The organism is Mesorhizobium sp. M0217 (genome assembly GCF_040321955.1).
Lineage (GTDB): Bacteria > Pseudomonadota > Alphaproteobacteria > Rhizobiales > Rhizobiaceae > Mesorhizobium.
Genome location: NZ_JAMYSN010000013.1, coordinates 39,360 through 60,895 on the forward strand (window position 1 = coordinate 39,360; position 21,536 = coordinate 60,895).

A 21,536-nucleotide genomic window follows, 5' to 3' on the forward strand; every position below is an offset into this window, starting at 1 on the left:
AGTGGGGCATGCGATTTGCAGCGGTGCTGAACCGGGACGGCGGCACCTTGCGGACCACCGATCTTTCAGCGCTAACCGACCGGATGCGCCAGACGCTCGAGGCGGCTGGTCACTCCATCGAGATCGACATCGTCGCCGGCAAGGAGATTGTCGCGGCGCTCGACAAGGTCGCCGCGCGGCGCGACTTCGACGTCGTGCTGGCCGGTGGCGGCGACGGCACCATTTCGGCCGCCGCGGGGCGGCTGATGAATGGCAAGAAGGCGCTGGCCGTCCTGCCTGCAGGAACAATGAACCTGTTCGCCCGCGGCCTTGGAATTCCGCAGACCATCGATGGCGCGCTGAAGTCCTTTGCCGACGGCGAGATCATGGCGGTTGATATCGCGAGCGCGAATGGCCGGCCGTTCGTGCATCAGTTCTCGATCGGCCTGCACGCCAGGATGGTGAAGCTGCGCGACAATATGGAATTCGCCTCGCGCCTGGGAAAGATTCGCGCTTCGGCCAAGGCCGCCTGGACTACGATCAACAATCCTCCCGCCATGAAGGTGACATTGACGGTCGGCGAAGCCGAGATCGTGACCCGCATCAGCGGCATCGGCATTTCCAACAATCTGTTTGGCGAAGGCCATCTGCCTTATGCCGACAATCCTGCCGGCGGCGTGCTCGGCATCTATGTCACCGTGGCGCGGCAGCGTGGCGAGCTGGTCAGGGCGCTCTTCGACATGGCTCGAGGCAGGTGGCGCGACAGCGATCATGTCGAAACTCATCAGGCCGACAAGGCAATCGTGAAGATCCATACAGGGAGCAAGAAATTCGGCGCCGTCATCGACGGCGAACTGGTCAAGCTGGAGCGCGAAACGACAATCCAGATCCACCCTGGCGCACTGAACGTCCTGGTTCCGGCGCAAGCCGCCCAGGCGAAGGCCGCCTGATGCGATTACGAATGACGCGGAAAACCCTAGCCGCCCGACTGCCCCTCGCCGGCTGGCGCGCTCTGGTTGGCCGGCGCGCTCTGGCCGGTGGGCTGCCCCTGGCTTTCAGGGGTATCTGGATCGATCTTTTGGCCATAAATCTCGGCCGCTCCCCAAGCAATGAAAGCCAGGAGCAAAGCGGCGACCAATATGCGCAGGCCGTGCCAACCCCACCGCCCCTGACGGGCTTTGTTTTCAGGGGCGATCTTGGTCATTGGCGGCGTTCCTATCGCGCAACCGGGATGGTGGATAAAACCATCGCCGGCGAAACATGGTGGGGTAACGATTGCTTGCTACAAAAGTTCCGGCGCGCGACGACGGCCGCGCGAGATGCGCGCCGCCGCAGGTGGGGCCTGCAAGCGAGGGGGCTTGGTGGATAGCAAGGTGGCGAAGCAGGCTGGTTTGCCGGTTGAGGTCCGCCGCGCCGTGGCGGCGCCGGAGCGGCTTGCCGTACTGCATAGGCTTGACGCGATCGACACCGACTCCGATCCCGACTTCGATCGCATCACCGGCCTTGCCGCAGCCGTGATGCAGGCGCCGATCGCGCTCGTCACGCTGCTCGACACCGAACGACAGTGGTTCAAATCCTGTGTCGGCTTCAACGAGACCGAAACCGCGACCGACATATCGTTCTGCGCCCATACCATTGCCGCCGGCGACGAGCCCATGGTGGTGCCGGATGCCAGCATCGACCCTCGCTTCTCCCGCAACCCACTGGTCACCGGCGAACACCATGTCCGCTTTTATGTCGGCGCGCCGATGGTGGTCGCCGGCGCGCGCGTCGGTACGGTGTGCGTATTCGACCGGGAGCCGCATGAACTTCCGTCCGCTGCCGCGCTCGATCATTTGAAATCGCTGGCCAGCCTCGCCGCCAGCCTGTTTACCCTCAAGGACGCCACCCGCAGCGGCGCCATTGCCACGGCTGCTTTGGCGCAGGAGGAAAAGCGCCGAGCCATAGCGCTCGATGCCGCCTCGCTCGCCAGTTGGGCCTGGGATATCCGCACCGACATGATCGAATGCGACGTGCGTTTGTCGGAGCTGTTCAACCTGCCGCGTTCGAACCGGCTGCGGGCGCGCGACATTTTGGCCGCCATCGACCCGCGCGACGTCTACCAGACCGAGACGCGCTTTCGCGATGCCCTGACCGGCAGCGACGACTATTTCGGCGAATACCGGGTCAAAGGCTTCGATCCGCCGCGCTGGATAGTCACCCGCGGCCGCGTCATCGAGCGCGACGGCGAAGGCAAGCCGACGCTGATCTTTGGCGTCAACTACGACATCTCGGAACGCAAGCTCGGCGAGGACCGGCAAAGGCTGCTGCTGCGCGAGCTCAACCATCGGGTCAAGAACACGCTGGCGACGGTGCAGGCGCTGGCGACGCAGACCGTTCGCCACGCTCGCCGCCCAAGCGAATTCCTGGAAGCCTTCGGCGCCAGGCTGCAGGCGCTGGGCGCTGCCCATAACCTGCTGTCGGATCGCGAATGGCGCGGCATCGGTATTCGCGAACTGATGCAGATCGAGGTCAAGCCGTTCGATTCGGCAGAACGGCCGCGCATCGTGATCTCCGGTCCGGATCTGCTGCTTTCGCCCGACCAGGCGGTGGGGCTCGGTTTGATCATGCACGAACTGGCCAGCAACGCGCTGCAATACGGATCGCTGTCGGTTGGCTCGGGGAAGGTCGATGTCGACTGGAAGGCGGCGGGCAAGAAAGGCGCGCGCCGCCTTGTGCTGACCTGGAGCGAAAGCGGTGGGCCGAAAGTCGACCCGCCGGAACGCCAGGGCTTCGGCTCTATCCTGATCCGCCGCAGCCTCGCGAAGGTTTTATCGAGCGAAGTGACCCACGAATTCCGCAGCGAAGGCGTGTTCGCCGAAATATCGATGCCGCTTGAAGATCTGCCGGCTTAAAGCAATTTCAGAAGTGCTAAGCGGTTTTCCCGGGAACAGCGTATCAGCGCGACGCGCTTTAGTCGGCTTCGCTGTCTGGATCGCCCGGATCCGGTTTGACGTTCTCGCGGTAGATGGCATAGGCCGCGAGCGCGATCATCGGGCCGAGAATGACGCCCTTCCCGCCTTTCCCCTTGAGCAAGGCCGGCAGCACGGCAAGCGCCGCGGTGATACCGAGCGCCTTCAGGTCGGCATTGCGCCTTCGCGCACGTCGGCGTGCACGCGTTCCAGCCGCAAGTTGATGAATGAGCACGATAAGCCCGGCCAGTACCAGGAAACCAGCGGCGAAGCCAAGACAGGCGGCCATCGAGCCATAACGGTCAGCCGCCCAGATGTAGGCCGCCCCCAGGAGAAACCCGAGGCCGCACAGGGCAGCCACGGCGGCGAGCCCGTAGACGATTGCCGCCGTGCGCGCGCGGCGCATGGCGGCAATGGCTTCACCCGAGGCCAAGGCCGAGATAAGCGGTGCCAGCATGCCCATCTCTGTCGAAACTAGCGCCGGGCAAGAAGCGCAAACAGGAAGCCGACGCCGGCCGCGATCGCCAGTGAAGTGACCGGCTTCTCGCGCACATTGGCCGTGATCTGGGCCTCAAGATCCTTGGCGTTGCCACGCAGGCTGTCGAAGACGGCTTCGCCCTGCGCGCGCAACTGGTCGACGCCTTCGGCAGCAGCGCGCCGCGCCGTGCCGTAACCATGTTCGCCGGTCTTGGCCAATTGCTTGGTCAACTTTTCGATATCCGCCTTCAACTGCCGAATGTCGGCTTCCAGGTCGGCGTTCGTCTGACTTTCGTTGGCGGTTTTTCCTGCGGCAGTTGCCATTCTAAACTCCTTGCGTTTGCTTGGCTTCAAACGCCCGACACACGTCATGGTTCCGAAATCGGAGACCGTAACCATGAAAGGGTGTTTGCAAGTGCGAGTCCAGCCCCAGATGGAGGCCTGCCTGTCAGATCAGCGGCCGACGGCCTTCGCTTAGGCCCTCCCAGCGCGCGAGATCCTTCAGCCCCTCCCCGTCGATCACTTCGCAACCGCCGTCGCGCCAGGCGATCAGCTTGCGATCGATGAGCTTGCGGATCGTCTTGTTGGTGTGGACCAGCGACAGGCCGAGCGTATCGGCGACATGCTGCTGGGTAATCGGGATTTGCACCGGCGCCTTGCCGTTGAGCCCGACTGCCGCCGCGCGGCTGGCGATGAAGGCAATGAGATAGGCGGTGCGCTCGACCGCCGTGCGCCGACCGACGCTGAGCAGGTTCTCGTCCAGCATGCGCTCCTCGCGCGACGCCAGCCAGGTAATGTCGTAAGCAAGGCCCGGATGGTTGCGGTAGAGCTCGTGCAGGTTTTCACGCTCGAAGACGCACAACAGCATGGGCGACAGCGCCTCGACCGAGTGCTGCATTTCGCCCATCAGGCTGCCCTGCAGCCCGATAAGATCGCCGGGCATGGAGTAGTTCAGGATCTGGCGCCTGCCGTCCGACAATAGTTTGTAGCGGAAGGCCCAGCCCGAAAGCACGGTGTAGAGATGAGCACTTTGGCTGCCTTCGACCAGCACTGTGGCGCCCTTGTCGACGGCCAGTTCGCCCTTCTTGAACATGCTGACATAGGCAAGCTCCTGCTTCTCGAATTCCCGGAACACCGGCAATGGCCGAAGCGGGCAGATCTCGCATGGGTACTGACGGCTGGAAAACGAACGACCATTCTGGCCAGACATTTCGATCTCTCTTTCGAAAGTCTCTTGCCAGAGACTGAGTGCTACGCCTTGCAAGGCCGCGGTTCCGCTGCCGATGGCATGTCTTTTTTAAATGACAGGATGGCAAATAGCGATCATGACTCGCTACACTCCACTGAGGCGAATTCGAAGCTCGCTTTTGGAGTAGAGCCGGTGGGCGAACTTTCGGATTAAGGCCTGACCGATCCCCCAAGGTCCGCGATGCGGTTGACTGGAGTCACTGTACCCGATGCTGCAAGAATTGAGGAGAGATTGCCAAGTGCCGCCATTGCTTGAGGGATTGCGAATTCTTGTCTTGGAGGATGAATTCCTGATCGCCATGGATGTCGAGCAGCTTTGCCGCGACCATGGCGCGAGCGACGTAGTGATTGCCCGCGCTCTGGCCGAGATCGATGAGCAGAAGGTCGTTGGCGAGTTCGACGCCGCTATCGTGGACCTCATGCTGGGCGGAACGTCCACACTCGATTTCGCCGCGCGGCTGCGCCAATTGGGCCTGCCGTTTGTCTTTGCCTCCGGCTATTCGGACCCGGATGAGATCAAAGTGTCTTTTCCCGGCATCCGCCTGGTCACCAAGCCTTATTCGGGGACCGATCTCGTCGAGGCTCTGGCGGCGGCCTGCGGACGCGCGCCAGTCTGAGATATCTTCGATGCGTATGTGTAGAGAGCCCAAGCCCGAGACGGGCCTCCGCTGTCAGGCAGCGTTTGAACCCGTCACCTGGGACGAGATTGCGTCCGGCCCGTATTCGTCTTCACCGGAGATTTTCAGGATCTCCTGCAACCGCCTGCGGGCCCGGCTGACCCGGCTCTTGATCGTTCCGACCGCACAGCCGCAGATTTCGGCGGCCTCTTCATAGGAAAAGCCTGAAGCGCCGATGAGGATGATGGCTTCGCGCTGGTCCTCGGGGAGTTGCTCGAGCGCGCCGCGGAAATCCTTGAGGTCAAGCTGGCCGTGCTGAGCCGGATGAACGGCAAGCCTAGCCGTCATGATGCCGTCGCTGTCCTGCACCTCTCGGCCGCGCTTGCGCATCTGGGAATAGAACTCGTTGCGCAGGATGGTGAACAGCCATGCCTTGAGATTGGTGCCGGGCTGAAAGCTCTCATGCTTGTCCCAAGCCTTGACCAGCGTCTCCTGCACCAGATCGTCGGCCTTGTCGGCATTCTGCGTCAGCGACACGGCAAAGGCCCGCAGGCTCGGGATCGAGCCGAGCAGGTCGGTCTTGAACCCTTGTGAGACAGCTGCCATGCCTCAGTCCTTCTTCTGTGCGGGTTCGGCCTGTTCCAGTTGGCTGAGCAACTGGGCAAAGCGATCCGGCACATTGTCCGAGACCAGCTCGTCATAATACTGTTTGAGTTTACGGCCAATTTCCGAATTCGCCCCGAGCGGGTCGCCGGAATTGGCCCGGCGCCTGTCAGCGGCGCCAGCCAGCGTTTCTTTATTCATGTCCTTCATTTCGCCCTTAAATCCAGCGCCCCGATCCGCCCCATTACACAACGCAAAGCGGCCCCCTCGTCTGGTTGCCCATCGCACCACAAACGTCGCCCGTACAGTTTCGTTCCACAAGTCTCGGAACTTTTTCGCAAAACCCGCGTTTGGGTGTTGGGGCTTGCAATCAGCTTGACCTGCAATCTATGCAATCACGTCATCTGAGGGAGACGTCTACCATGAGCCTTTCCGCAACCATCGCTCCGCACCTGCCGTTCCTGCGCCGCTTTTCACGCGCCGTATCCGGATCGCAGGAGAGTGGCGATGCGCTGGTCGCCGCGATGCTCGAAGCCATCATCGCCGACGTCGACATCTTCCCGCAAGCGTCAAGCGACCGCATCGCGCTCTACAAGGTATTCGCCAAACTGTTCACCTCCATTGCCATCCGCATTCCGCAGGAGCAGGCGCAATCGGCATGGGAGCAGCGCGCCGCCGCCAATCTGAACGCCATTGCGCCACGGCCACGCCAGGCTTTCCTGCTGGTCGCGGTCGAAGGCTTCGGTGAAGACGAGGCAGCTGAAATTCTCGATGTCGACGCCAAGGAATTCTCCGAACTGCTTGCCCAGGCGAGCAACGAGATCTCTCGCCAGGTGGCGACCGATGTGCTGATCATCGAGGACGAGCCGCTGATCGCCATGGACATCGAGGAAATGGTCGAGAGCCTCGGCCACCACGTGGTCGGAACCGCGCGCACCCATACCGAGGCGGTGGCGATGTTCGGCAAGACAAGGCCGAAGATGGTGCTGGCCGACATTCAGCTTGCCGATGGCAGCTCGGGTATCGATGCGGTCAACGAAATCCTGTCGTCGACTTCGGTGCCGGTAATCTTCATCACCGCCTTCCCCGAACGTCTGCTGACCGGCGAGCGGCCTGAACCGGCCTTCCTCGTCACCAAGCCGTTCAATCCCGACATGGTCAAGGCGCTGATCAGCCAAGCGCTGTTCTTCGACCGGCAGGCCAAGGCCGCCGCGTGAAGTAGGGCCTTCAATCTCCAACTTTTCGCCGCCTCGCAGCGTTGGCGGCACTGGCGATCGCCTAACCCGGCGATCGGCGGCTGCCCGTCGCGCCGTATGGCGCTCACGCGCGCGAATCAATTCGCGTCCGGGCCCCTTCCAAAGACCTTCTTTTTCGGCAAATGGTGGAACAAACAGCAATCACTCACGTTCTTGATCCAGTATCGGAAGGAGACAGATCATGCTCTACTGGGCGCTCGTATTTCTCGTCGTGGCGATCATCGCCGGCGCGCTTGGTTTCGGCGGCATCGCCGGTACCTCGGCCGGTATCGCGCAAATATTGTTCTTCATCTTTCTCGCCTTCCTCGTCATCTCGCTTCTGGCCGGCCTGTTCAGACGGGCATCGTAGGAGCGGGCGAAGAACACTGGAAGCCGCACCCCTCAAACGGTTTCCAGCCACCGCCGGGCGATGTCCTCCAACGGGACATCGTCCGGCGGACCTTTTCTGGGGACCTACTCAGGAACTGAGTCCAAGTGAATCGTTCGGTCCTGATCAGGTGGACAGGTGATTGATGCGTTCCATTGGCGGAGGCGAGAGCGGACAGGGCGACGAGGTGATCGCACTGCACCCGGCTGAAAGCGGAATGCAGCTTGGCCGGGCCTTGCTTCACGCTCTGCACAATGCCGGCATTTCCGTCCTCTATCAGGATCGTGAATTGAAGACTGTATGGGCCCGCAACATGCGTGCGCCGTGGGTTTCCGACACAGCCGACAGCAACGGCGCGTTGCCACCGGCGCAAGCTGAACAAATGGCCGCCGCCAAAAGCAATGTGATCGCTTCCGGCAATCCGGAACGCCTTGAACTGAGTGTTCCCACCGGTGATGGCATGCGCTGGTTCCAGGTATGGGTCGATGCCGATCGGGGCCATCGCGGCGACGTGCAGGGCGTCGTCACCACGATGGTGGAAACCACCGAGCAGAAACGCCGCGAACAGACGCTGAAGACGCTGTTGCGCGAAGTCAGCCACCGCTCCAAGAACCTGTTGGCCATCATCCAGAGTATTGCCACCCAGACCGGCCGCTATTCCGAGACACCCGACGATTTCCTGAAGCGCTTTCGCGGCCGCCTGCAGTCACTGGCTTCCTCCCAGGATCTGGTAACGTCGTCGAACTGGCGGGGTGCAGCACTTCGCGAGCTTATCCGCGGCCAGGTCGTTCGCTACGGCGCCGATCCCGCGCAGAGCCTGCGCTTCAATGGCGTCAACCCCTACCTCAATCCCAACGCGGCCATTCATATCGGCCTGGCCATGCACGAACTCGCCGTCAATTCATTCAGCTACGGCGCCCTGGCGCGGCCGGACGGCTTTGTCGAGGTAACCGCCGATCTGTCGAACGTCGCAGAGGCCGCCGACAAGCCGGCTTTGTCGCTGACCTGGGTCGAGGCCATTGTCGCCAATGATAACAGGCGCACCGAGAAACGCTTCGGCAGCGTTGCCCTCGAACGTGTCGTGCCGGCATCGCTGAACGGCACGGCGACGCTGGAGATCACCAGTGACCGCCTCGAATATCGCCTCGTCGTTCCGCACGGCAATTTCGAAACCGAATGAGCGGCGGGATTCCTTAACCGGCTGTTCACCATAAAATCCGATGCTGTGGTTCCCAGAGATTGCTGGATCTTGACCGATTCAACCGATGTTTCGGCCGCGGCCTGCAACACAAGTATGGGAGGAATGATCATGACGGTGGCCGATATGAACAGGCTGGAGCAGGCCGCGCGGGTCTCGATGAGCGGCTTTCAGGATCCTGATGCTTCAGCCTCGCCTTTGCAGCACGCCTGGCACCCCTTGCTTCGCTTCGCCGTTGTCGCGCTCGTCGCCGCTGTTGTGCTGATCGTGGCGTCGCAATTGGCCTGAGCCAGATGCTCAGGTTCACGCTGCTCCCAAGCAGCCTGACTCAGAAGCTGTCCAGCTCGTAGCCGACCAATTATTAACGCCCCTTTCGGCACAGGAACTTTGACGGCTGTGGACCGTTCTTATGGCGAGAGGACGTGTCGCCGTGGAACACATCGCCGCTTTGCTTTTGGTAATTGGCTGTTCGAACAACATGACCGAATGTCGTGAACTGCCGGTGCCGGTCAGTGTTTTCGAAACCGCCGAAGCATGCACGGCAGAACGTCCATTCGCTGCCGGCGACGTGCAGGGTCAGGCCGAGCACGTCGTTGCCAAATGTCTTACGGTCGACCCCGCGCTGGAGGATGATTACGACCAGATCGTCTGGAACGTGCGCCCGGACGGCACCCTCGACGCGTCTTTGCAGATTTCCAGTGTCGTGGTCGCGTCGAACGCCACGCGCCGCGAAAAAGACTCTCTTAGCCAACAATAAGATCGAGCGGGCAAAGGCTGCTGTTTCGTGCTAAATAGCGGCTGGAGCTTACTAAAGTGAGGACAAAAGTGAGGAGAGATTCTATGCGGAAATTGATTATTGCCATGGTTACGGTGGTCGCCGTCAGCGGCTGCAGCACGACCGAGCAGGATGTCGGTGTCGGCGCCGGTGTCGGTGCTTTGGCCGGCGGACTGATCGGCGGCGGCAAGGGTGCGCTGATCGGCGCAGCCGTTGGCGCCGGTTCCGGCCTGCTGGTGCGCAACCTGCGCAACGGCTATTGCCAGTATCGCGACAATCGCGGCCGGCTCTACACCGCTCGCTGCTGATCCGCTTCAAAAGCGTCAGACAATCGCGACGGAGACCGGTCAGCCGGTCTCCGTTTGTTTGACTGCATCAGGCTGCGGGATCCTGATTTCCACCGTAAGCCCATCGATGCGAAAATCTCGGGCAATCGTGCCGCGCAATTCGCGCGTGACATTGAGGTCGATCAGCTTGGTGCCGAAGCCGGTCTTCGCCGGCGCTTCGAGTTCCTTCTGCCCGGCCTCGCGCCAGTTCAGAACCAGCATCCGCTCGGACCCGCGCCCCTCGAACGACCAGTCGACCTTGAGCGCACCCACGGAATTGCCGGCCTCGCCATATTTCAGCGCATTCGTCGCCAGTTCGTGAAAGGTCAGGCCAAGCGCCTGCGTCGTCCTCTCGTCGAGCAGCACCTGAGGCCCTGACAATATCCCTTCCGGAAGCTCCTTGCCGAACACCTGGCCGAGCTCGATGCGCAGCAGGTCGCCAAGATCGGCCTTCTGCCAGCGCGAACGCGTCAGCATATCCTGGGAAGCCGCCATTGCCTGCAGGCGGGCTGAGAAGGAAGTTGAGAACTCCTTCACGTCGGTTGCTTGCGCTGCCGTCTGGCGCGCAATCGCCAGCACCCGCGTGATCGAATTCTTGATCCGATGCTTCATCTCCTGCAGCATCAAATCCTTTTCGAGCAGGCTTTTTTCCGTCGTTTCATGCAGCAGCGACTTGGCGTCGTAGGCGCGCTCCTGGTAGCGCGCCACCAACGCGATGGCCCCGGCCAGAAGCAGGCCGAACAGCCCGAGCATGACCGGAATGGCGCGCGAGGACGGTTGCGAAAATGCACTTGTCGGCCGAAACAGCACCGTCCACGGCCGACCGGCGACGATGATCTTGCGCGTCACCAACAGCCTGTCGCCAAAGCTCGCAACCGGCGGCGTTTCCGACTGGAACAGAAGATTGTCGGCGTCGGCCGTGCCGTCATAGACCGCGGTGTTGACCGGCAGCAAAGGCGTGCGGCTGAGCGCGGTCTGGAACAGGTCGCGGGCGCGGAAGGCCGCGTAGAGAAGGCCTGATGTCGATGATCTGGACGCATTGATACCATCCGGCGCGGTTTCGACATTGAGCCTGACGAAGACCAGGAAACCGGTAAAGGTCTGCGCCGCGCCAGTGTCCTGGCCGAGCTGGACCAGACCGCTTGCGTGCTGTGCGTCATCGGCCATCGCTTTTTCGATCGCCTCGCGCCGCACCGGCTCGGTGAACATGTCGTAGCCGATGGTGGATTCGTTGGCAGGGTCGAGCGGCTCGAACAGCACGACGGGCGTGCGCCATGGCTGTGTCGTGTCCGGATAGACCGTGTGGGCGGCGCCGCGGTCGCGCAACATGTCGCGCTCGACCGCCGCTTCGTCACCGGTCTTGGCCAGCCTGAGATAGCCGATGCCGCGCAGGCCGGCGAAATTGTTATCGACATCGAGGGCGCTGAAGAAGGCCTTGAATTCGCTACCTGAAATCTCGCCATTGCGGGCGTCGAACAGCGCCTGCGTCGAGCGCAGCAGTGACAGATGCAGATCGATACGGCTTTCGATGCGGTTGAGCGCGTCGTCGGCCGTCGCCTCGAACTTGATGCGCGCCGCTTCCTGGGTCGCGAAATAGGCGAAGCCCGCCATCGTCAGGCTGATCAGTGCAACGGCAATGAAGGCAAGGATCGGGAAAAACTTCTTCAACGCAGGCCCATGGACGGTTCGGGACCTTTATGGGCAAGTCGCCGCGGCAAGACAATGGCGCGGCCAAGCCATAATGACAGCTGGCATATCATGCATATTTAGCCGGCTTATCGATCTCGAGCATCAGTGAACATGACAGCTGACGATAGCGTGGTCTCAGGCCGCGATCTTCAGCGCACCCGGACCGGGAATGGCGCCGGGCGGGCACTTTCCCAGGATGATCATGCCGAGCACTTCGTCCTGCGTCACATCGGTGGTGAGCGCGGTGCCGACGACCTGGCCGTTCTTCATTACGCAGACCCGGTCGGCAAGCTCGAACACGTCGTGAATGTCGTGGCTGATCAGGAAAATGCCGATGCCGTCGGCCTTGAGCTGCTTTACCAGTTCGCCGACCTGCGCCGTCTCCTGCGGCCCAAGCGCGGCCGTCGGTTCGTCCATGATCAGGATGCGGGCGTTGAACAGGATGGCGCGTGCGATCGCCACCGACTGGCGCTGGCCGCCCGATAGCTTGATCACGGGCTCCTTGAAGCGCTGGAAGCGCGGATTGAGCCGGCCCATCACCTTGCGCGCCTCGGCCTCCATGGCGACATCGTCGAGTGTCCCCCACGCGGTCATCAGTTCGCGGCCGAGGAAGAGGTTGGCGGCAGCGTCGACATTGTCGGCCAGCGCAAGCGTCTGGTAGATCGTTTCGATGCCGTATTTCTTGGCGTCGCGCGGATTGGAGATCGAGGCCTCCTGGCCGTTGACCAAGATCTGGCCGGCATCGCGCTTGTAGGCGCCCGACAGGATCTTGATCAGCGTCGACTTACCGGCGCCGTTGTGGCCAAGCAGCGCCACCACTTCGCCCGGGAAAAGATCGATGGACGCATCGTCGACGGCGCGAATGCCACCGAACGCGATCGAGATGTTGCGCATGTCGATCAGTGGCGTACCGGTGGGAGCAGTTTTTTCCATAATCGTTCCTCCCTAGACGCGCTTGCGGTAGACGGTGTCGAGCCAGACGGCGATGACCAGGACAGCGCCAACGACAATGCTCTGCAGCGGCGAGTCGATGCCGAGCAGCACCATGCCGGATTGCAGCGACTGCATCAGTAGCGCGCCGAGCATGGCGCCCATCACCGTTCCGGCGCCGCCCGCGAGCGACGTGCCGCCGATGACAGCGGCCGCGATCACCAAAAGCTCGTCCAGCGTGCCCAGCGCGTTGGTTGACGCATTGAGACGGGCCGACGAGATCGCCGCGCTGATTGCAGCCAGCACACCCATGATCATGAACACCTTCATGGTCACCCAGCGCGTGTTGATGCCGGCGAGTTCCGCTGCCTCCGGATTGCCGCCGATGGCGAAGACATAGCGGCCGAAACGCGTGCGCTTGGTGATAAACGTCATGATGATGCCGACAGTCACCGCCATCAGCACCGGTATGGCGATGCCATGCGCGATGAACAGCCCGCCTTCGGGAACGGTGATGCCGTTCTGCTGTGCGTACTGGCGCACGATGCCGATCGGCCATGGATAGGAATTGCCGATCCACACGGCGCCGAGGATGGCCGCGCAAGCGACCACGCCAAGCAGGGTCTCGGCCCAGACGGGGCGCAGTGGAAAGCTGAAGCGCTTGCGCTGCGAGCGACCGTTGAGCAGCGCGAAGGCGACCGCCGCGCAGGCGACGATGCCGACGATCCAGCTGGCAGCGGCGCCAATCGAGCCGCGTGGTCCGCCGCCCATCAGCTGGAAGGTGGCGTCGAGTGGCGCGACCGTGCGCCCGCTGGTGATGAGCCATGCCATGCCACGCCAGACCAGCAGGCCACCAAGCGTCACGATGAAGGCCGGAACCTGCATATAGGCGATGATGAAGCCCTGGAACGCGCCGATCAGCAGACCAAGCACCACGCCGGCGGCAAGCGCGACGATCCAGAGCCAGGGGTTTCCAAGCTGGAAGCCGATGACGCGAATCAGGAATTCGGCCTGTGCCACGCCCATGATCATGCCGATCACGCCTTCGACGGAGCCCACCGAAAGGTCGATGTTGCGCATGACGATGACCAGTACCATGCCGGTCGCCATGATCGCGACCGAGGACGTCTGCACCGACAGGTTCCAAAGATTGCGCGGCGTCAGGAAAAGCCCACCCGACAGGATATGTATGCCGACCCAGATGACCAGCAGCGCGCCGACCATGCCGAGCATGCGCGTGTCGAGCTCGGTCGCCTTCAGGAACCGGGCGACCGCGCCGAGTTCAGACGCTCGTGCCGTATCGGCCTGCGGATTTGAGGTCGTGTCGGTCATGATGTCCTCCAGCGGCTTGCCGTCTGGCGCGGATGCCGGACCACAGCCTAGAAGTTTGCCGCCGATGGCGGAAACACACAATTCTCGTAGAGAAAACGCCGCGGCTTGACAGCCGCGGCGCCTCATTTCTTCAAGTCGTTGAGATCAGTTGCAAGCCGCGACGCTGCCGGCGGCGACGCCTGTGCAGACTTCGTCCTTCTTGATCCAGCCGGCGTCGATGACGACGTTGAGGTTGTCCTTGGTGATCGCGACGGGGGTCAGGAACAGCGACTTGACGGTGTTGCCGCCAGGCGTGGTGAAGTCCTTGGCGCCGGCAATGTCGCCCGTCTTCTTGCCATCGGCAAGCTGCGAGGCGATCTCGGCGGCGTTCTTGCCGAGTTCGCGCGCGTCTTTCCACACCGACACCGTCTGCGTGCCGAGCGCGATGCGGTTCAGGGCGGCATGGTCGCCGTCCTGGCCCGAGACCGGAACCGTTCCGGCAAGGCCCTGCGCCGTCAGCGCGGCGACAACGCCGCCGGCGGTGCCGTCATTGGCCGCAACCACGGCATCGACCTTGTTGTCATTGGCGGTCAGGAACTGTTCCATGTTCTTCTGGGCGTTGGCCGGCAGCCAGCCATCGGTATAGGCCTCGCCGACATTCTTGATCTTGCCCGAGTCGATGGCTTCCTTGAGCACTTCCATCGAGCCCGAGAACAGGAAATCGGCATTCGGATCCGAGCCCGAGCCCTTGATGAAGACATAGTTGCCTTCGGGCTTCGCCTTGAACACTTCGCGGGCCTGCATGCGGCCGACTTCCTTGTTGTCGAAGGTCAGGTAGAAGACGTCCTTGTTCTCGATCAGGCGATCATAGCCGACGACCGGAATGCCTTCGTCCAGCGCCTTCTGCACCGCCGGGCCGATGGCCGAGGCGTCCTGCGCCAGGATGATCAGCGAGTTGGCGCCCTGCGAGATCAGGCTTTCGACGTCGGTCAGCTGCTTGCCGGGATTGGACTGCGCGTCGGCCGAAATGTACTTGTCGCCGGCGGCTTCGATCGCCGTTTTCATCGCCGCCTCGTCGGTCTTCCAGCGCTCTTCCTGGAAGTTCGACCACGACACGCCGATGACCTTGTCCTTCGCCTGCGCGACCGACATCAGCGCCAGCGACATGGCGACACCCGCCAGCATGGCGGCTGCAAATCTGTTCATTATAACCCTCCCTGCGCCGCCCACGGCGCGACAAAACCGGCCCGAAGGCCTGCACAAAGAGGCTCCATTTTTTCGAGCCTCGAAAAAATACTGGTTCAATGATAAGGCACTGTCAACATCGATTATGATGGATTCTGATGGCGTTGCCGAATTTTTTCGAGCTCCGCAATAAACAATGACAGGGCTGCCGGCGTCTGCCAATATTTGGCTGGTGCCGTCGAACGCCTTCACTATCATGAGGCGCGAGGAGGCCGGGAGGAAAACAAATGTCGGTTGGGATCCGCCACGACGATCTGCGCCGTCGCAACCGTGCGATGGTGATTTCGGCCGTGCGCCGGGCCGGCCAGCCGTCGCGGACCGAGATTGCGGCGACCACCGGCCTCAGCCATTCGACGATATCGGCAATCTCGTCTGATCTAATTCAAGAAGGCATCCTGATTGAAGGCAAGCCTGGCGAGACCGGCTCGCTGAAACGCGGCCGGCCGCAGGTCGGCCTTGGCCTCAACCCGGAAGCGGCGGCGGTCATGACCGTGGTGCTGTCGCTGAACTTCCTCTCCGTCACCGTCATCGACTATGCCGGCCAGGTGGTCGCGGAAGAACAGCGCCGGCTCGACACGCTGACCATGCCGCGCGACGAGCTGATCGGCGAATGCGTAGCAATCGTCGGGCGGCGTCTCGCGGACCCGGACCTCGATGTCCAGAGCATCGCCCGCATTGCCATGGGTATCCAGGGCATCACCGATTCGCAGGCGCGGGCCATGCTGTGGTCGCCAATCACGCCACTGACCGACATTGCCTTCGCCGACATGTTGGAAGCGGAATTCGGCATTCCTGCCACCATGGAGAACGACTGCAATATGATGGCGGTGGCCCTGCAATGGCGCCAGCCCGAGCGCTACCGCGACAATTTCATCGCGATCCTCTTGTCGCACGGCATCGGCATGGGGCTGGTGCTGAAAGGCGATCTGTTCACCGGCACCCATTCCTCGGGCGGCGAGTTCGGCCACATGATCCACCGTCCGGGCGGCGCGCTCTGCCGCTGCGGGCGGCGCGGCTGCGTCGAGGCCTATGCCGGAAACTACGCCATCTGGCGCAGCGCCAAAATGATGAGCGAAGATGCCGAGCCGGTCGATATCGGCGACGCTGATATGCGCGCACTCGCCGCGCGCGCCCGCGAAACCGATGGCCCGGAGCGCGAAGCCTATCGCAAGGCCGGTGAGGCGCTCGGCTTCGGCCTCGGCAGCCTGTTTGCGCTGATCGACCCGGCGCCTGTCGCCATGGTTGGCGTCAGCGCCGCCGCCTTCGACCTGATCGAGCCGGCATTGCGCGAAGCGATCGCCCAGACCGCCGGCGGCCAGCACTCGAAATCGATCTCCTTCGACACCGAGCCCAACGAGCTGCCGCTGATCCGCGAAGGCTGTGCCATGCGCGCGCTCGGCTTCGTCGATCAGGAGATTTTCGCGCCGGGCATTCAGGCCAAATCCGGCAAGCATGTCGCCTGAATGGCCGGCAACGGCGCGACGCGCAGCATCCTAGTCTTCCCTGATCGCGTAGCCGGCGCCGCGAATGGTACGGATGACATCCGGCATGCGGCCGTTGTTGACCGCTTTGCGTAAGCGCCCGACATGGACGTCGACGGTTCGCTCGTCGATGTAGATCGTCTCGCCCCAGACATTGTCGAGCAGCTGGCTGCGCGAGAACACGCGGCCGGGATGGCGCATCATGAATTCGAGCAGCCGGAACTCGGTCGGTCCGAGCCTGATCTCGCTCTTCTTGCGGTAGACACGGTGCGACTCGCGGTCGAGCACGATGTCGCCGACCTTGAGCACGCTGGACAGCACTTCCGGCTTGGCCCGGCGCAGCAGCGCCTTCACGCGCGCCATGAACTCCGGCGTCGAGAATGGCTTGACCAGATAGTCGTCGGCACCGGTGGACAGGCCGCGCACGCGATCGCTTTCCTCACCGCGCGCGGTCAGCATGATGATCGGCAGCCGCTCGGTTTCGGGCCGCACTCTAAGCCGCCGGCAGAGCTCGATGCCGGAAACAGCGGGCACCATCCAGTCGAGCACCAGGAGATCGGGCACGTTTTCCTGCAGGCGGATCTCGGCCTCGTCGCCGCGTGTCACCACCTCGACGTGATAGCCTTCGGATTCGAGGTTGTAGCGGAGGAGCACGCCTAGCGGCTCCTCGTCCTCCACGACCATGATGCGTGGCGCGATCATAGGCAGTTCACCCTCATCAGGCCGGCGTGGCCATCGCCGTCTCGTCCTGCTTCGGACGATTGGCGGGCAATTGCTGGCCGGTCAGCACATAATACGCATTTTCGGCGATGTTGGTGACATGATCGCCGATGCGCTCAAGATTCTTGGCGCAGAACAAGAGATGCGTGCAGGCGGTGATGTTGCGAGGGTCTTCCATCATGTAGGTCAAGAGCTCACGAAACACGGACGTGTATTTGACGTCGATGCGCTCGTCGTCATTCCTGAGTTTTGCAAGAGCTGCCGCATCGGTGGCGGCATATTCCTCGACGACGCCTTGCACCTGGATCAGCACCAGCTGCGCCATGGCATCGATGGAGTGCGAGAGGTCGCGCGGCGTGACGCTCAAGCCCACGGTGCCGACGCGTTTGGCGATGTTCTTGGCGAGATCGCCGATGCGCTCGAGGTCGCCGGCCATGCGGATCGAGCCGACCACGGCGCGCAGATCGTTGGCCATCGGCTGGCGCTTGGCGATCAGCGTGATGGCGCGGTCGTCCAGTTCGCGCTGGCGCGCATCCATGATGGCGTCGTCGGAAACGACACGCTGTGCCAGCGCATTGTCCGAATTGAGCAGCGCCCTGGTCGAGCCGCTGACCATCGAGCCTGCCAGATCGCCCATGTCGCGGATCAGCTTGCTGATCTGCCCGAGCTCTTCATCGAAGGAGGCGACGGTATGTTCACCCATGATCTTGGTCCTCGTGCCTGAAAATTCACCCGCCGGACGGCTCAGCCGAAGCGGCCGGTAATGTAGTCCTGGGTGCGCTTGTCGTCGGGGTTGGTGAACATCTTGTCGGTGGCGCCCTCCTCGACGAGATAGCCGAGATGGAACATCGCCGTGCGCTGCGACACGCGCGCCGCCTGCTGCATCGAGTGGGTGACGATGACGATCGTGTAGTTCTGGCGCAGTTCGTCGATCAGCTCCTCGACACGGGCGGTGGCGATCGGATCGAGCGCCGAGCAGGGCTCGTCCATCAGGATCACCTCCGGCGACACGGCGATGGCGCGCGCGATGCACAGGCGCTGCTGCTGGCCGCCGGACAGGCCGGTGCCGGGCTCCTGCAGGCGGTCCTTGACCTCGTTCCAGATCGCCGCCTTCTTCAGGCTCTGCTCGACGATCTGGTCCATGTCGGACTTGCGCTTGGCCAGCCCATGGATGCGCGGGCCGTAGGCGACGTTCTCGTAGATCGACTTCGGGAACGGGTTGGGTTTCTGGAACACCATGCCGACGCGGGCGCGCAGTTCGACGACATCGATGTTCTTGTCGTAGATGTCGTCTTCATCGAGCGTGATCTTGCCGGTCACCCGCGCCGAATCGATGGTGTCGTTCATGCGGTTGAGGCAGCGCAGGAAGGTCGACTTGCCGCAGCCGGACGGGCCGATCAGCGCCGTCACCTGGTTCTGGCGGACGTCGAGATTGACGTCGAACAACGCCTGCTTCTCGCCATAGAACACGCCGACCTTGTCGCCGCGCATCTTGATGACTTCGTTCGACTTGGCGTTCATTTTGTCGCCCACTGCATTCTCAAGGGACTGTTCGGTCATGATGTTCATACCAAATTGCCTTTTTTCTACCAGCGCCGCTCGAACCGGCGCCGGAGCACGATCGCGGTGATGTTCATGGCCATGAGGAAGACGAGCAGGATGATGATGGCGCCGGACATGCGCTCGACAAAAGCGCGCTCAGCCTCGTTTGCCCACATATAGATCTGAACCGGCAGCGCGGTCGCCGGATCGAAAGGCGTCGTCGGATAATCGGCGACGAAAGCGACCATGCCGATCAAGAGCAGCGGTGCTGTCTCGCCGAGCGCACGCGCCAGGCCGATGATGGTGCCGGTAAGGATGCCTGGGGCGGCAAGCGGCAGGATGTGATGGAACACCATCTGCATCTTGGAGGCGCCGAGACCTAGGGCCGCCGAGCGGATCGACGGCGGCACCGCGGCGAGGGCGGCGCGCGTGGCGATGATTATGGTCGGCAATGTCATCAAGGTCAGCACCAGGCCGCCGACGAAGGAAGCCGAGCGCGACATGCCGAGGAAGTTGATGAACACGGCAAGGCCAAGCAGACCGAAGACGATCGACGGCACCGCCGCGAGATTGTTGATGTTGACTTCGATCAGGTCCGTAAAGCGGTTCTTCTTGGCGAACTCCTCCAGATAGATGGAGGCGGCGACGCCGATCGGCAGCGCCAGCAACAGCACGATCACCATCATGTAGAACGAGCCGATGATCGCCACGCCCATGCCCGACGTTTCGGGCCGGCTGGAGGCGCCATAGGTGAACAGGCCGGTGTTGAAATGCTCGGCCATCACGCCGTCGGCTTTAAGCTTGTTCATCCAGTCGATCTGCTGGTTGGACACCTTGCGGCGCGCTTCATCGACGCCGAGGTCGATCTGGCCCTTGAAGGCCGAGTCGAGGTTCGCGGCAGCCAGGATGTCGACGTCACGCGTCCTGCCGATCACCGACGGATCGGCGGAGACGATGTCGCGCAGCTGGACGCGGGCGCCTTCCGACAGGAAGCCCTTGAGCTTCAGCATCATCGGCTTGTTGGCCGGATCGATGCCGAGCTTGGCCACCAGCGCGTTTTCGGCGAGCTTGGGATAGTTCGCCTTGATCAGCACGGTAGGGTCGGTCGCGCGCTTGCCGGAGGGATCGATCACCTTCTCGTCGAAGGTGACCGGCAGCGTCACCGTCGTCTGCCAGAAGGCGGTGTAGCCTTTCGAGACGATGGTGATCAACATGATGGCCAGGAACGCCAGGCCCACCGAGATCGCAATCACGCCATAGATGCGGAACCGGCGTTCGGCGGCATAGCGCGCCTTCAGCCCGATGTCGCGGCGCGGACGCGCGACGGCACCCGCCATCGTGTCCAGGGGGATGTCGGTCATTCGTACTGCTCCCGGTACTTGCGCACGATGTAGAGGGCGACGATGTTCATCACCAGCGTCAGCGCGAACAGCGTCAGGCCGAGCGCGAAGGCGACCAGCGTCTGCGGCGAGTTGAACTCGAGATCGCCGGTCAGCTGGTTGACGATCTTGACGGTGATGGTCGTCATCGCCTCGAACGGATTGGCCGTCAGATTGGCGGCGACGCCCGCCGCCAGCACGACGATCATCGTCTCGCCGATGGCGCGCGACGCCGTCAACAGGATGGCGCCGACGATGCCGGGCAGTGCCGCCGGCAGGATCACCCGCTTGATCGTCTCGGAGCGCGTGGCACCGAGGCCGAGCGAGCCGTCCCGCATTGCGCGCGGCACCGCGGTAATGATGTCGTCGGACAAAGAGGACACGACCGGGATCAGCATGACGCCCATCACCAGACCGGCGGTGAAGATGCTCTGGCCCTGGATGAAGGGCGAGCCGCCGGTGAGTGCCGCCGACAGGTCGCGCAAGAACGGTCCGAGCGTGACAACGGCGAAGATGCCGTAGACGATGGTCGGAATGCCGGCCAGCAGTTCCAACGCCGGCTTGACCACCGAGCGCACACCGCGCGAGGCATATTCGGACATGTAGACCGCCGACATCAGCCCGACCGGCACTGCCACCAGAAGGGCGACGGCGGCGATGTAGAGCGTGCCGGCAAGAAGCGGGATCAGGCCGAACTGACCCTGGCTGCCGCCGGAACCGGCGGCGGCGAAACGCGGATCCCACACCGTGCCGAAGAAGAAGCTCATCGGCGACACGCTCTCGAAGAAGGTGATGGTCTGGAACAGCATCGACAGCACGATGCCGACCGTGGTCAGGATGGCGATGGTCGAGGCCGCAAGCAGCCCCCACAGCATCAGCTTCTCGACATTGTTGCGCGCCCTGGCGCGCGGCGCGATCTGCCTCAGCGCATAGAAGGCGCCGGCGACCGACAGCGCGAAGGTCAGCACGGCGCCGAACAGGCCGAGCCGGTCCTGGACCTGGTTCGCCTCGACCGCGATCGGGATCATATAGTCCTGTGTGTCGCTGGCCAGTGCCACGCCCTTGGCGGCGAGCAGCGGCTGCAATTCGGCGAAAGTAGCGGGAAGTGCGGTATCGCCATCGAGCCGGCGCAGGCCCTTGGCCAGGCTCTTCACCAGGCTGGCGTCGAGCGCTTCGCTGGCCACCTTTGTGTCGGCGGTGCGCTCGGGCAAAGCGGCATGGATGTGCCGGTCGAGATAGAAGGAAGAGCCGATATCCCAGACGGCGAGCAGCAGGACGGCAGGCAGGACCGCGAGCAGAAAGGCCCACCAGCCATGATAATGCGCGCGCGAATGCGGCTTGACCTTGCCGGTATCCTGCGCCGCTGCGCGCTGGCGGCCGATCACAAAAGCGACCACGCCTATGGCGATGACTATGGCGAGTACGAGCAAGGACGACATCAC

25 protein-coding genes are annotated in these 21,536 nt (G+C 62.8%); 10 read left to right on the forward strand and 15 right to left on the reverse strand.

The window, feature by feature from the left end; translation table 11 throughout:
* Window positions 1–8: 8 nt before the first annotated feature.
* Entirely contained in the window at window positions 9–929 is a 921-nt protein-coding gene (locus tag NKJ18_RS20330; protein ID WP_023701350.1) for a diacylglycerol/lipid kinase family protein, read from the forward strand.
* 26 nt (window positions 930–955) lie between these two features.
* Here the strand turns inward: NKJ18_RS20330 and NKJ18_RS20335 are convergent, their stop codons facing one another.
* Complete coding sequence (locus NKJ18_RS20335) at window positions 956–1,183, reverse strand: hypothetical protein (protein ID WP_023683960.1); 228 nt, start codon at window positions 1,181–1,183, stop codon at window positions 956–958.
* Window positions 1,184–1,298: 115 nt separating this feature from the next.
* Here NKJ18_RS20335 and NKJ18_RS20340 point away from each other — a divergent pair, with 115 nt between their 5' ends.
* Window positions 1,299–2,873: a sensor histidine kinase gene (locus NKJ18_RS20340; RefSeq protein ID WP_502906169.1), complete on the forward strand. Its 1,575-nt coding sequence runs from the start codon at window positions 1,299–1,301 to the stop codon at window positions 2,871–2,873.
* A gap of 58 nt (window positions 2,874–2,931) precedes the next feature.
* Here the strand turns inward: NKJ18_RS20340 and NKJ18_RS20345 are convergent, their stop codons facing one another.
* From NKJ18_RS20345 to NKJ18_RS20355, 3 genes are all read right to left on the reverse strand, one after another.
* Window positions 2,932–3,393: a hypothetical protein gene (locus tag NKJ18_RS20345; RefSeq protein ID WP_023683962.1), complete on the reverse strand. Its 462-nt coding sequence runs from the start codon at window positions 3,391–3,393 to the stop codon at window positions 2,932–2,934.
* A gap of 11 nt (window positions 3,394–3,404) precedes the next feature.
* Window positions 3,405–3,731, reverse strand: a complete 327-nt coding sequence (locus NKJ18_RS20350; protein WP_023670092.1) for an ElaB/YgaM/YqjD family protein — start codon at window positions 3,729–3,731, stop codon at window positions 3,405–3,407.
* A gap of 124 nt (window positions 3,732–3,855) precedes the next feature.
* Window positions 3,856–4,617, reverse strand: coding sequence for a Crp/Fnr family transcriptional regulator (locus NKJ18_RS20355; RefSeq protein ID WP_023670093.1), 762 nt, complete (start codon window positions 4,615–4,617; stop codon window positions 3,856–3,858).
* Window positions 4,618–4,954: 337 nt separating this feature from the next.
* On the opposite strand from NKJ18_RS20355, the gene NKJ18_RS20360 reads away from it, so the two are divergent.
* The gene (locus NKJ18_RS20360; RefSeq protein ID WP_352759397.1) at window positions 4,955–5,272 is read left to right on the forward strand and encodes a response regulator; all 318 of its coding nucleotides are present in this window, start codon (window positions 4,955–4,957) and stop codon (window positions 5,270–5,272) included.
* Between the two features lie 54 nt (window positions 5,273–5,326).
* On the opposite strand, the gene NKJ18_RS20365 is transcribed toward NKJ18_RS20360, so the two are convergent.
* Window positions 5,327–5,878 (reverse strand): sigma-70 family RNA polymerase sigma factor, encoded by a 552-nt coding sequence (locus tag NKJ18_RS20365; protein WP_352759400.1) that lies wholly within the window; start codon window positions 5,876–5,878, stop codon window positions 5,327–5,329.
* Between the two features lie 3 nt (window positions 5,879–5,881).
* The gene (locus NKJ18_RS20370; protein ID WP_352759402.1) at window positions 5,882–6,085 is read right to left on the reverse strand and encodes a NepR family anti-sigma factor; all 204 of its coding nucleotides are present in this window, start codon (window positions 6,083–6,085) and stop codon (window positions 5,882–5,884) included.
* 212 nt (window positions 6,086–6,297) lie between these two features.
* Between NKJ18_RS20370 and NKJ18_RS20375 the strand changes: the two genes are divergently transcribed.
* The 6 genes from NKJ18_RS20375 to NKJ18_RS20400 all read left to right on the forward strand — a co-directional run bounded on the left by NKJ18_RS20375 (window position 6,298) and on the right by NKJ18_RS20400 (window position 9,779).
* The gene (locus tag NKJ18_RS20375; protein WP_352759404.1) at window positions 6,298–7,092 is read left to right on the forward strand and encodes a response regulator; all 795 of its coding nucleotides are present in this window, start codon (window positions 6,298–6,300) and stop codon (window positions 7,090–7,092) included.
* 220 nt (window positions 7,093–7,312) lie between these two features.
* A complete protein-coding gene (locus NKJ18_RS20380; protein WP_023670098.1) occupies window positions 7,313–7,480 on the forward strand; it encodes a DUF1328 domain-containing protein in 168 nt (55 codons plus the stop codon).
* A 163-nt stretch (window positions 7,481–7,643) separates the two neighbouring features.
* Window positions 7,644–8,678: a sensor histidine kinase gene (locus NKJ18_RS20385; protein ID WP_352759468.1), complete on the forward strand. Its 1,035-nt coding sequence runs from the start codon at window positions 7,644–7,646 to the stop codon at window positions 8,676–8,678.
* A gap of 129 nt (window positions 8,679–8,807) precedes the next feature.
* On the forward strand, window positions 8,808–8,984 hold the full coding sequence (locus NKJ18_RS20390) for a hypothetical protein (protein ID WP_352759406.1): 177 nt from the start codon (window positions 8,808–8,810) through the stop codon (window positions 8,982–8,984).
* 142 nt (window positions 8,985–9,126) lie between these two features.
* Entirely contained in the window at window positions 9,127–9,453 is a 327-nt protein-coding gene (locus tag NKJ18_RS20395; RefSeq protein ID WP_023670101.1) for a hypothetical protein, read from the forward strand.
* Window positions 9,454–9,536: 83 nt separating this feature from the next.
* Entirely contained in the window at window positions 9,537–9,779 is a 243-nt protein-coding gene (locus NKJ18_RS20400) for a YMGG-like glycine zipper-containing protein (protein WP_023683965.1), read from the forward strand.
* A gap of 39 nt (window positions 9,780–9,818) precedes the next feature.
* On the opposite strand, the gene NKJ18_RS20405 is transcribed toward NKJ18_RS20400, so the two are convergent.
* The 4 genes from NKJ18_RS20405 to xylF all read right to left on the reverse strand — a co-directional run bounded on the left by NKJ18_RS20405 (window position 9,819) and on the right by xylF (window position 14,933).
* Entirely contained in the window at window positions 9,819–11,465 is a 1,647-nt protein-coding gene (locus tag NKJ18_RS20405; protein ID WP_023670103.1) for a CHASE domain-containing protein, read from the reverse strand.
* Between the two features lie 156 nt (window positions 11,466–11,621).
* Window positions 11,622–12,419: an ATP-binding cassette domain-containing protein gene (locus NKJ18_RS20410; RefSeq protein WP_023683966.1), complete on the reverse strand. Its 798-nt coding sequence runs from the start codon at window positions 12,417–12,419 to the stop codon at window positions 11,622–11,624.
* Window positions 12,420–12,431: 12 nt separating this feature from the next.
* Window positions 12,432–13,748, reverse strand: a complete 1,317-nt coding sequence (locus tag NKJ18_RS20415; protein WP_352459726.1) for a sugar ABC transporter permease — start codon at window positions 13,746–13,748, stop codon at window positions 12,432–12,434.
* Window positions 13,749–13,892: 144 nt separating this feature from the next.
* Window positions 13,893–14,933 (reverse strand): D-xylose ABC transporter substrate-binding protein, encoded by a 1,041-nt coding sequence (gene xylF, locus NKJ18_RS20420; protein ID WP_023683968.1) that lies wholly within the window; start codon window positions 14,931–14,933, stop codon window positions 13,893–13,895.
* A 266-nt stretch (window positions 14,934–15,199) separates the two neighbouring features.
* Between xylF and NKJ18_RS20425 the strand changes: the two genes are divergently transcribed.
* Window positions 15,200–16,435, forward strand: coding sequence for an ROK family protein (locus NKJ18_RS20425; RefSeq protein ID WP_352759408.1), 1,236 nt, complete (start codon window positions 15,200–15,202; stop codon window positions 16,433–16,435).
* A gap of 30 nt (window positions 16,436–16,465) precedes the next feature.
* Here NKJ18_RS20425 and phoB read toward each other — a convergent pair whose 3' ends face one another.
* From phoB to pstC, 5 genes are read right to left on the reverse strand one after another with little or no spacing between them, the layout of a single operon-like run.
* On the reverse strand, window positions 16,466–17,155 hold the full coding sequence (gene phoB / locus NKJ18_RS20430) for a phosphate regulon transcriptional regulator PhoB (protein ID WP_031193203.1): 690 nt from the start codon (window positions 17,153–17,155) through the stop codon (window positions 16,466–16,468).
* Between the two features lie 16 nt (window positions 17,156–17,171).
* The gene (gene phoU, locus NKJ18_RS20435) at window positions 17,172–17,876 is read right to left on the reverse strand and encodes a phosphate signaling complex protein PhoU (protein ID WP_023670109.1); all 705 of its coding nucleotides are present in this window, start codon (window positions 17,874–17,876) and stop codon (window positions 17,172–17,174) included.
* A 41-nt stretch (window positions 17,877–17,917) separates the two neighbouring features.
* Window positions 17,918–18,742 carry a phosphate ABC transporter ATP-binding protein PstB gene (gene pstB / locus NKJ18_RS20440; RefSeq protein WP_023670110.1) on the reverse strand — a complete coding sequence of 275 codons (825 nt, stop codon included), beginning with the start codon at window positions 18,740–18,742 and terminating at the stop codon, window positions 17,918–17,920.
* 17 nt (window positions 18,743–18,759) lie between these two features.
* The gene (pstA, locus tag NKJ18_RS20445; protein WP_352759411.1) at window positions 18,760–20,076 is read right to left on the reverse strand and encodes a phosphate ABC transporter permease PstA; all 1,317 of its coding nucleotides are present in this window, start codon (window positions 20,074–20,076) and stop codon (window positions 18,760–18,762) included.
* Window positions 20,073–21,533, reverse strand: coding sequence for a phosphate ABC transporter permease subunit PstC (gene pstC / locus NKJ18_RS20450; protein WP_023706293.1), 1,461 nt, complete (start codon window positions 21,531–21,533; stop codon window positions 20,073–20,075). Before pstC ends, pstA begins: the two co-directional genes overlap by 4 nt.
* Window positions 21,534–21,536: the final 3 nt, after the last annotated feature.

Excerpts from the sequence above, each read along its gene's own strand:
- NKJ18_RS20380 (WP_023670098.1), top strand. The coding sequence starts at position 7,313 with ATGCTCTACTGGGCGCTCGTATTTCTCGTCGTGGCGATCATCGCCGGC.
- pstA (WP_352759411.1), bottom strand. The coding sequence starts at position 20,076 with ATGACCGACATCCCCCTGGACACGATGGCGGGTGCCGTCGCGCGTCCG.
- NKJ18_RS20390 (WP_352759406.1), top strand. The coding sequence starts at position 8,808 with ATGACGGTGGCCGATATGAACAGGCTGGAGCAGGCCGCGCGGGTCTCG.
- phoB (WP_031193203.1), bottom strand. The coding sequence starts at position 17,155 with ATGATCGCGCCACGCATCATGGTCGTGGAGGACGAGGAGCCGCTAGGC.
- NKJ18_RS20415 (WP_352459726.1), bottom strand. The coding sequence starts at position 13,748 with ATGACCGACACGACCTCAAATCCGCAGGCCGATACGGCACGAGCGTCT.
- NKJ18_RS20330 (WP_023701350.1), top strand. The coding sequence starts at position 9 with ATGCGATTTGCAGCGGTGCTGAACCGGGACGGCGGCACCTTGCGGACC.
- NKJ18_RS20425 (WP_352759408.1), top strand. The coding sequence starts at position 15,200 with ATGTCGGTTGGGATCCGCCACGACGATCTGCGCCGTCGCAACCGTGCG.
- NKJ18_RS20375 (WP_352759404.1), top strand. The coding sequence starts at position 6,298 with ATGAGCCTTTCCGCAACCATCGCTCCGCACCTGCCGTTCCTGCGCCGC.
- xylF (WP_023683968.1), bottom strand. The coding sequence starts at position 14,933 with ATGAACAGATTTGCAGCCGCCATGCTGGCGGGTGTCGCCATGTCGCTG.
- NKJ18_RS20340 (WP_502906169.1), top strand. The coding sequence starts at position 1,299 with ATGCGCGCCGCCGCAGGTGGGGCCTGCAAGCGAGGGGGCTTGGTGGAT.
- phoU (WP_023670109.1), bottom strand. The coding sequence starts at position 17,876 with ATGGGTGAACATACCGTCGCCTCCTTCGATGAAGAGCTCGGGCAGATC.
- NKJ18_RS20365 (WP_352759400.1), bottom strand. The coding sequence starts at position 5,878 with ATGGCAGCTGTCTCACAAGGGTTCAAGACCGACCTGCTCGGCTCGATC.
- NKJ18_RS20350 (WP_023670092.1), bottom strand. The coding sequence starts at position 3,731 with ATGGCAACTGCCGCAGGAAAAACCGCCAACGAAAGTCAGACGAACGCC.
- pstB (WP_023670110.1), bottom strand. The coding sequence starts at position 18,742 with ATGAACATCATGACCGAACAGTCCCTTGAGAATGCAGTGGGCGACAAA.
- NKJ18_RS20410 (WP_023683966.1), bottom strand. The coding sequence starts at position 12,419 with ATGGAAAAAACTGCTCCCACCGGTACGCCACTGATCGACATGCGCAAC.
- NKJ18_RS20370 (WP_352759402.1), bottom strand. The coding sequence starts at position 6,085 with ATGAAGGACATGAATAAAGAAACGCTGGCTGGCGCCGCTGACAGGCGC.
- NKJ18_RS20360 (WP_352759397.1), top strand. The coding sequence starts at position 4,955 with ATGGATGTCGAGCAGCTTTGCCGCGACCATGGCGCGAGCGACGTAGTG.
- NKJ18_RS20335 (WP_023683960.1), bottom strand. The coding sequence starts at position 1,183 with ATGACCAAGATCGCCCCTGAAAACAAAGCCCGTCAGGGGCGGTGGGGT.
- NKJ18_RS20400 (WP_023683965.1), top strand. The coding sequence starts at position 9,537 with ATGCGGAAATTGATTATTGCCATGGTTACGGTGGTCGCCGTCAGCGGC.
- NKJ18_RS20355 (WP_023670093.1), bottom strand. The coding sequence starts at position 4,617 with ATGTCTGGCCAGAATGGTCGTTCGTTTTCCAGCCGTCAGTACCCATGC.
- NKJ18_RS20385 (WP_352759468.1), top strand. The coding sequence starts at position 7,644 with ATGCGTTCCATTGGCGGAGGCGAGAGCGGACAGGGCGACGAGGTGATC.
- pstC (WP_023706293.1), bottom strand. The coding sequence starts at position 21,533 with ATGTCGTCCTTGCTCGTACTCGCCATAGTCATCGCCATAGGCGTGGTC.
- NKJ18_RS20345 (WP_023683962.1), bottom strand. The coding sequence starts at position 3,393 with ATGGGCATGCTGGCACCGCTTATCTCGGCCTTGGCCTCGGGTGAAGCC.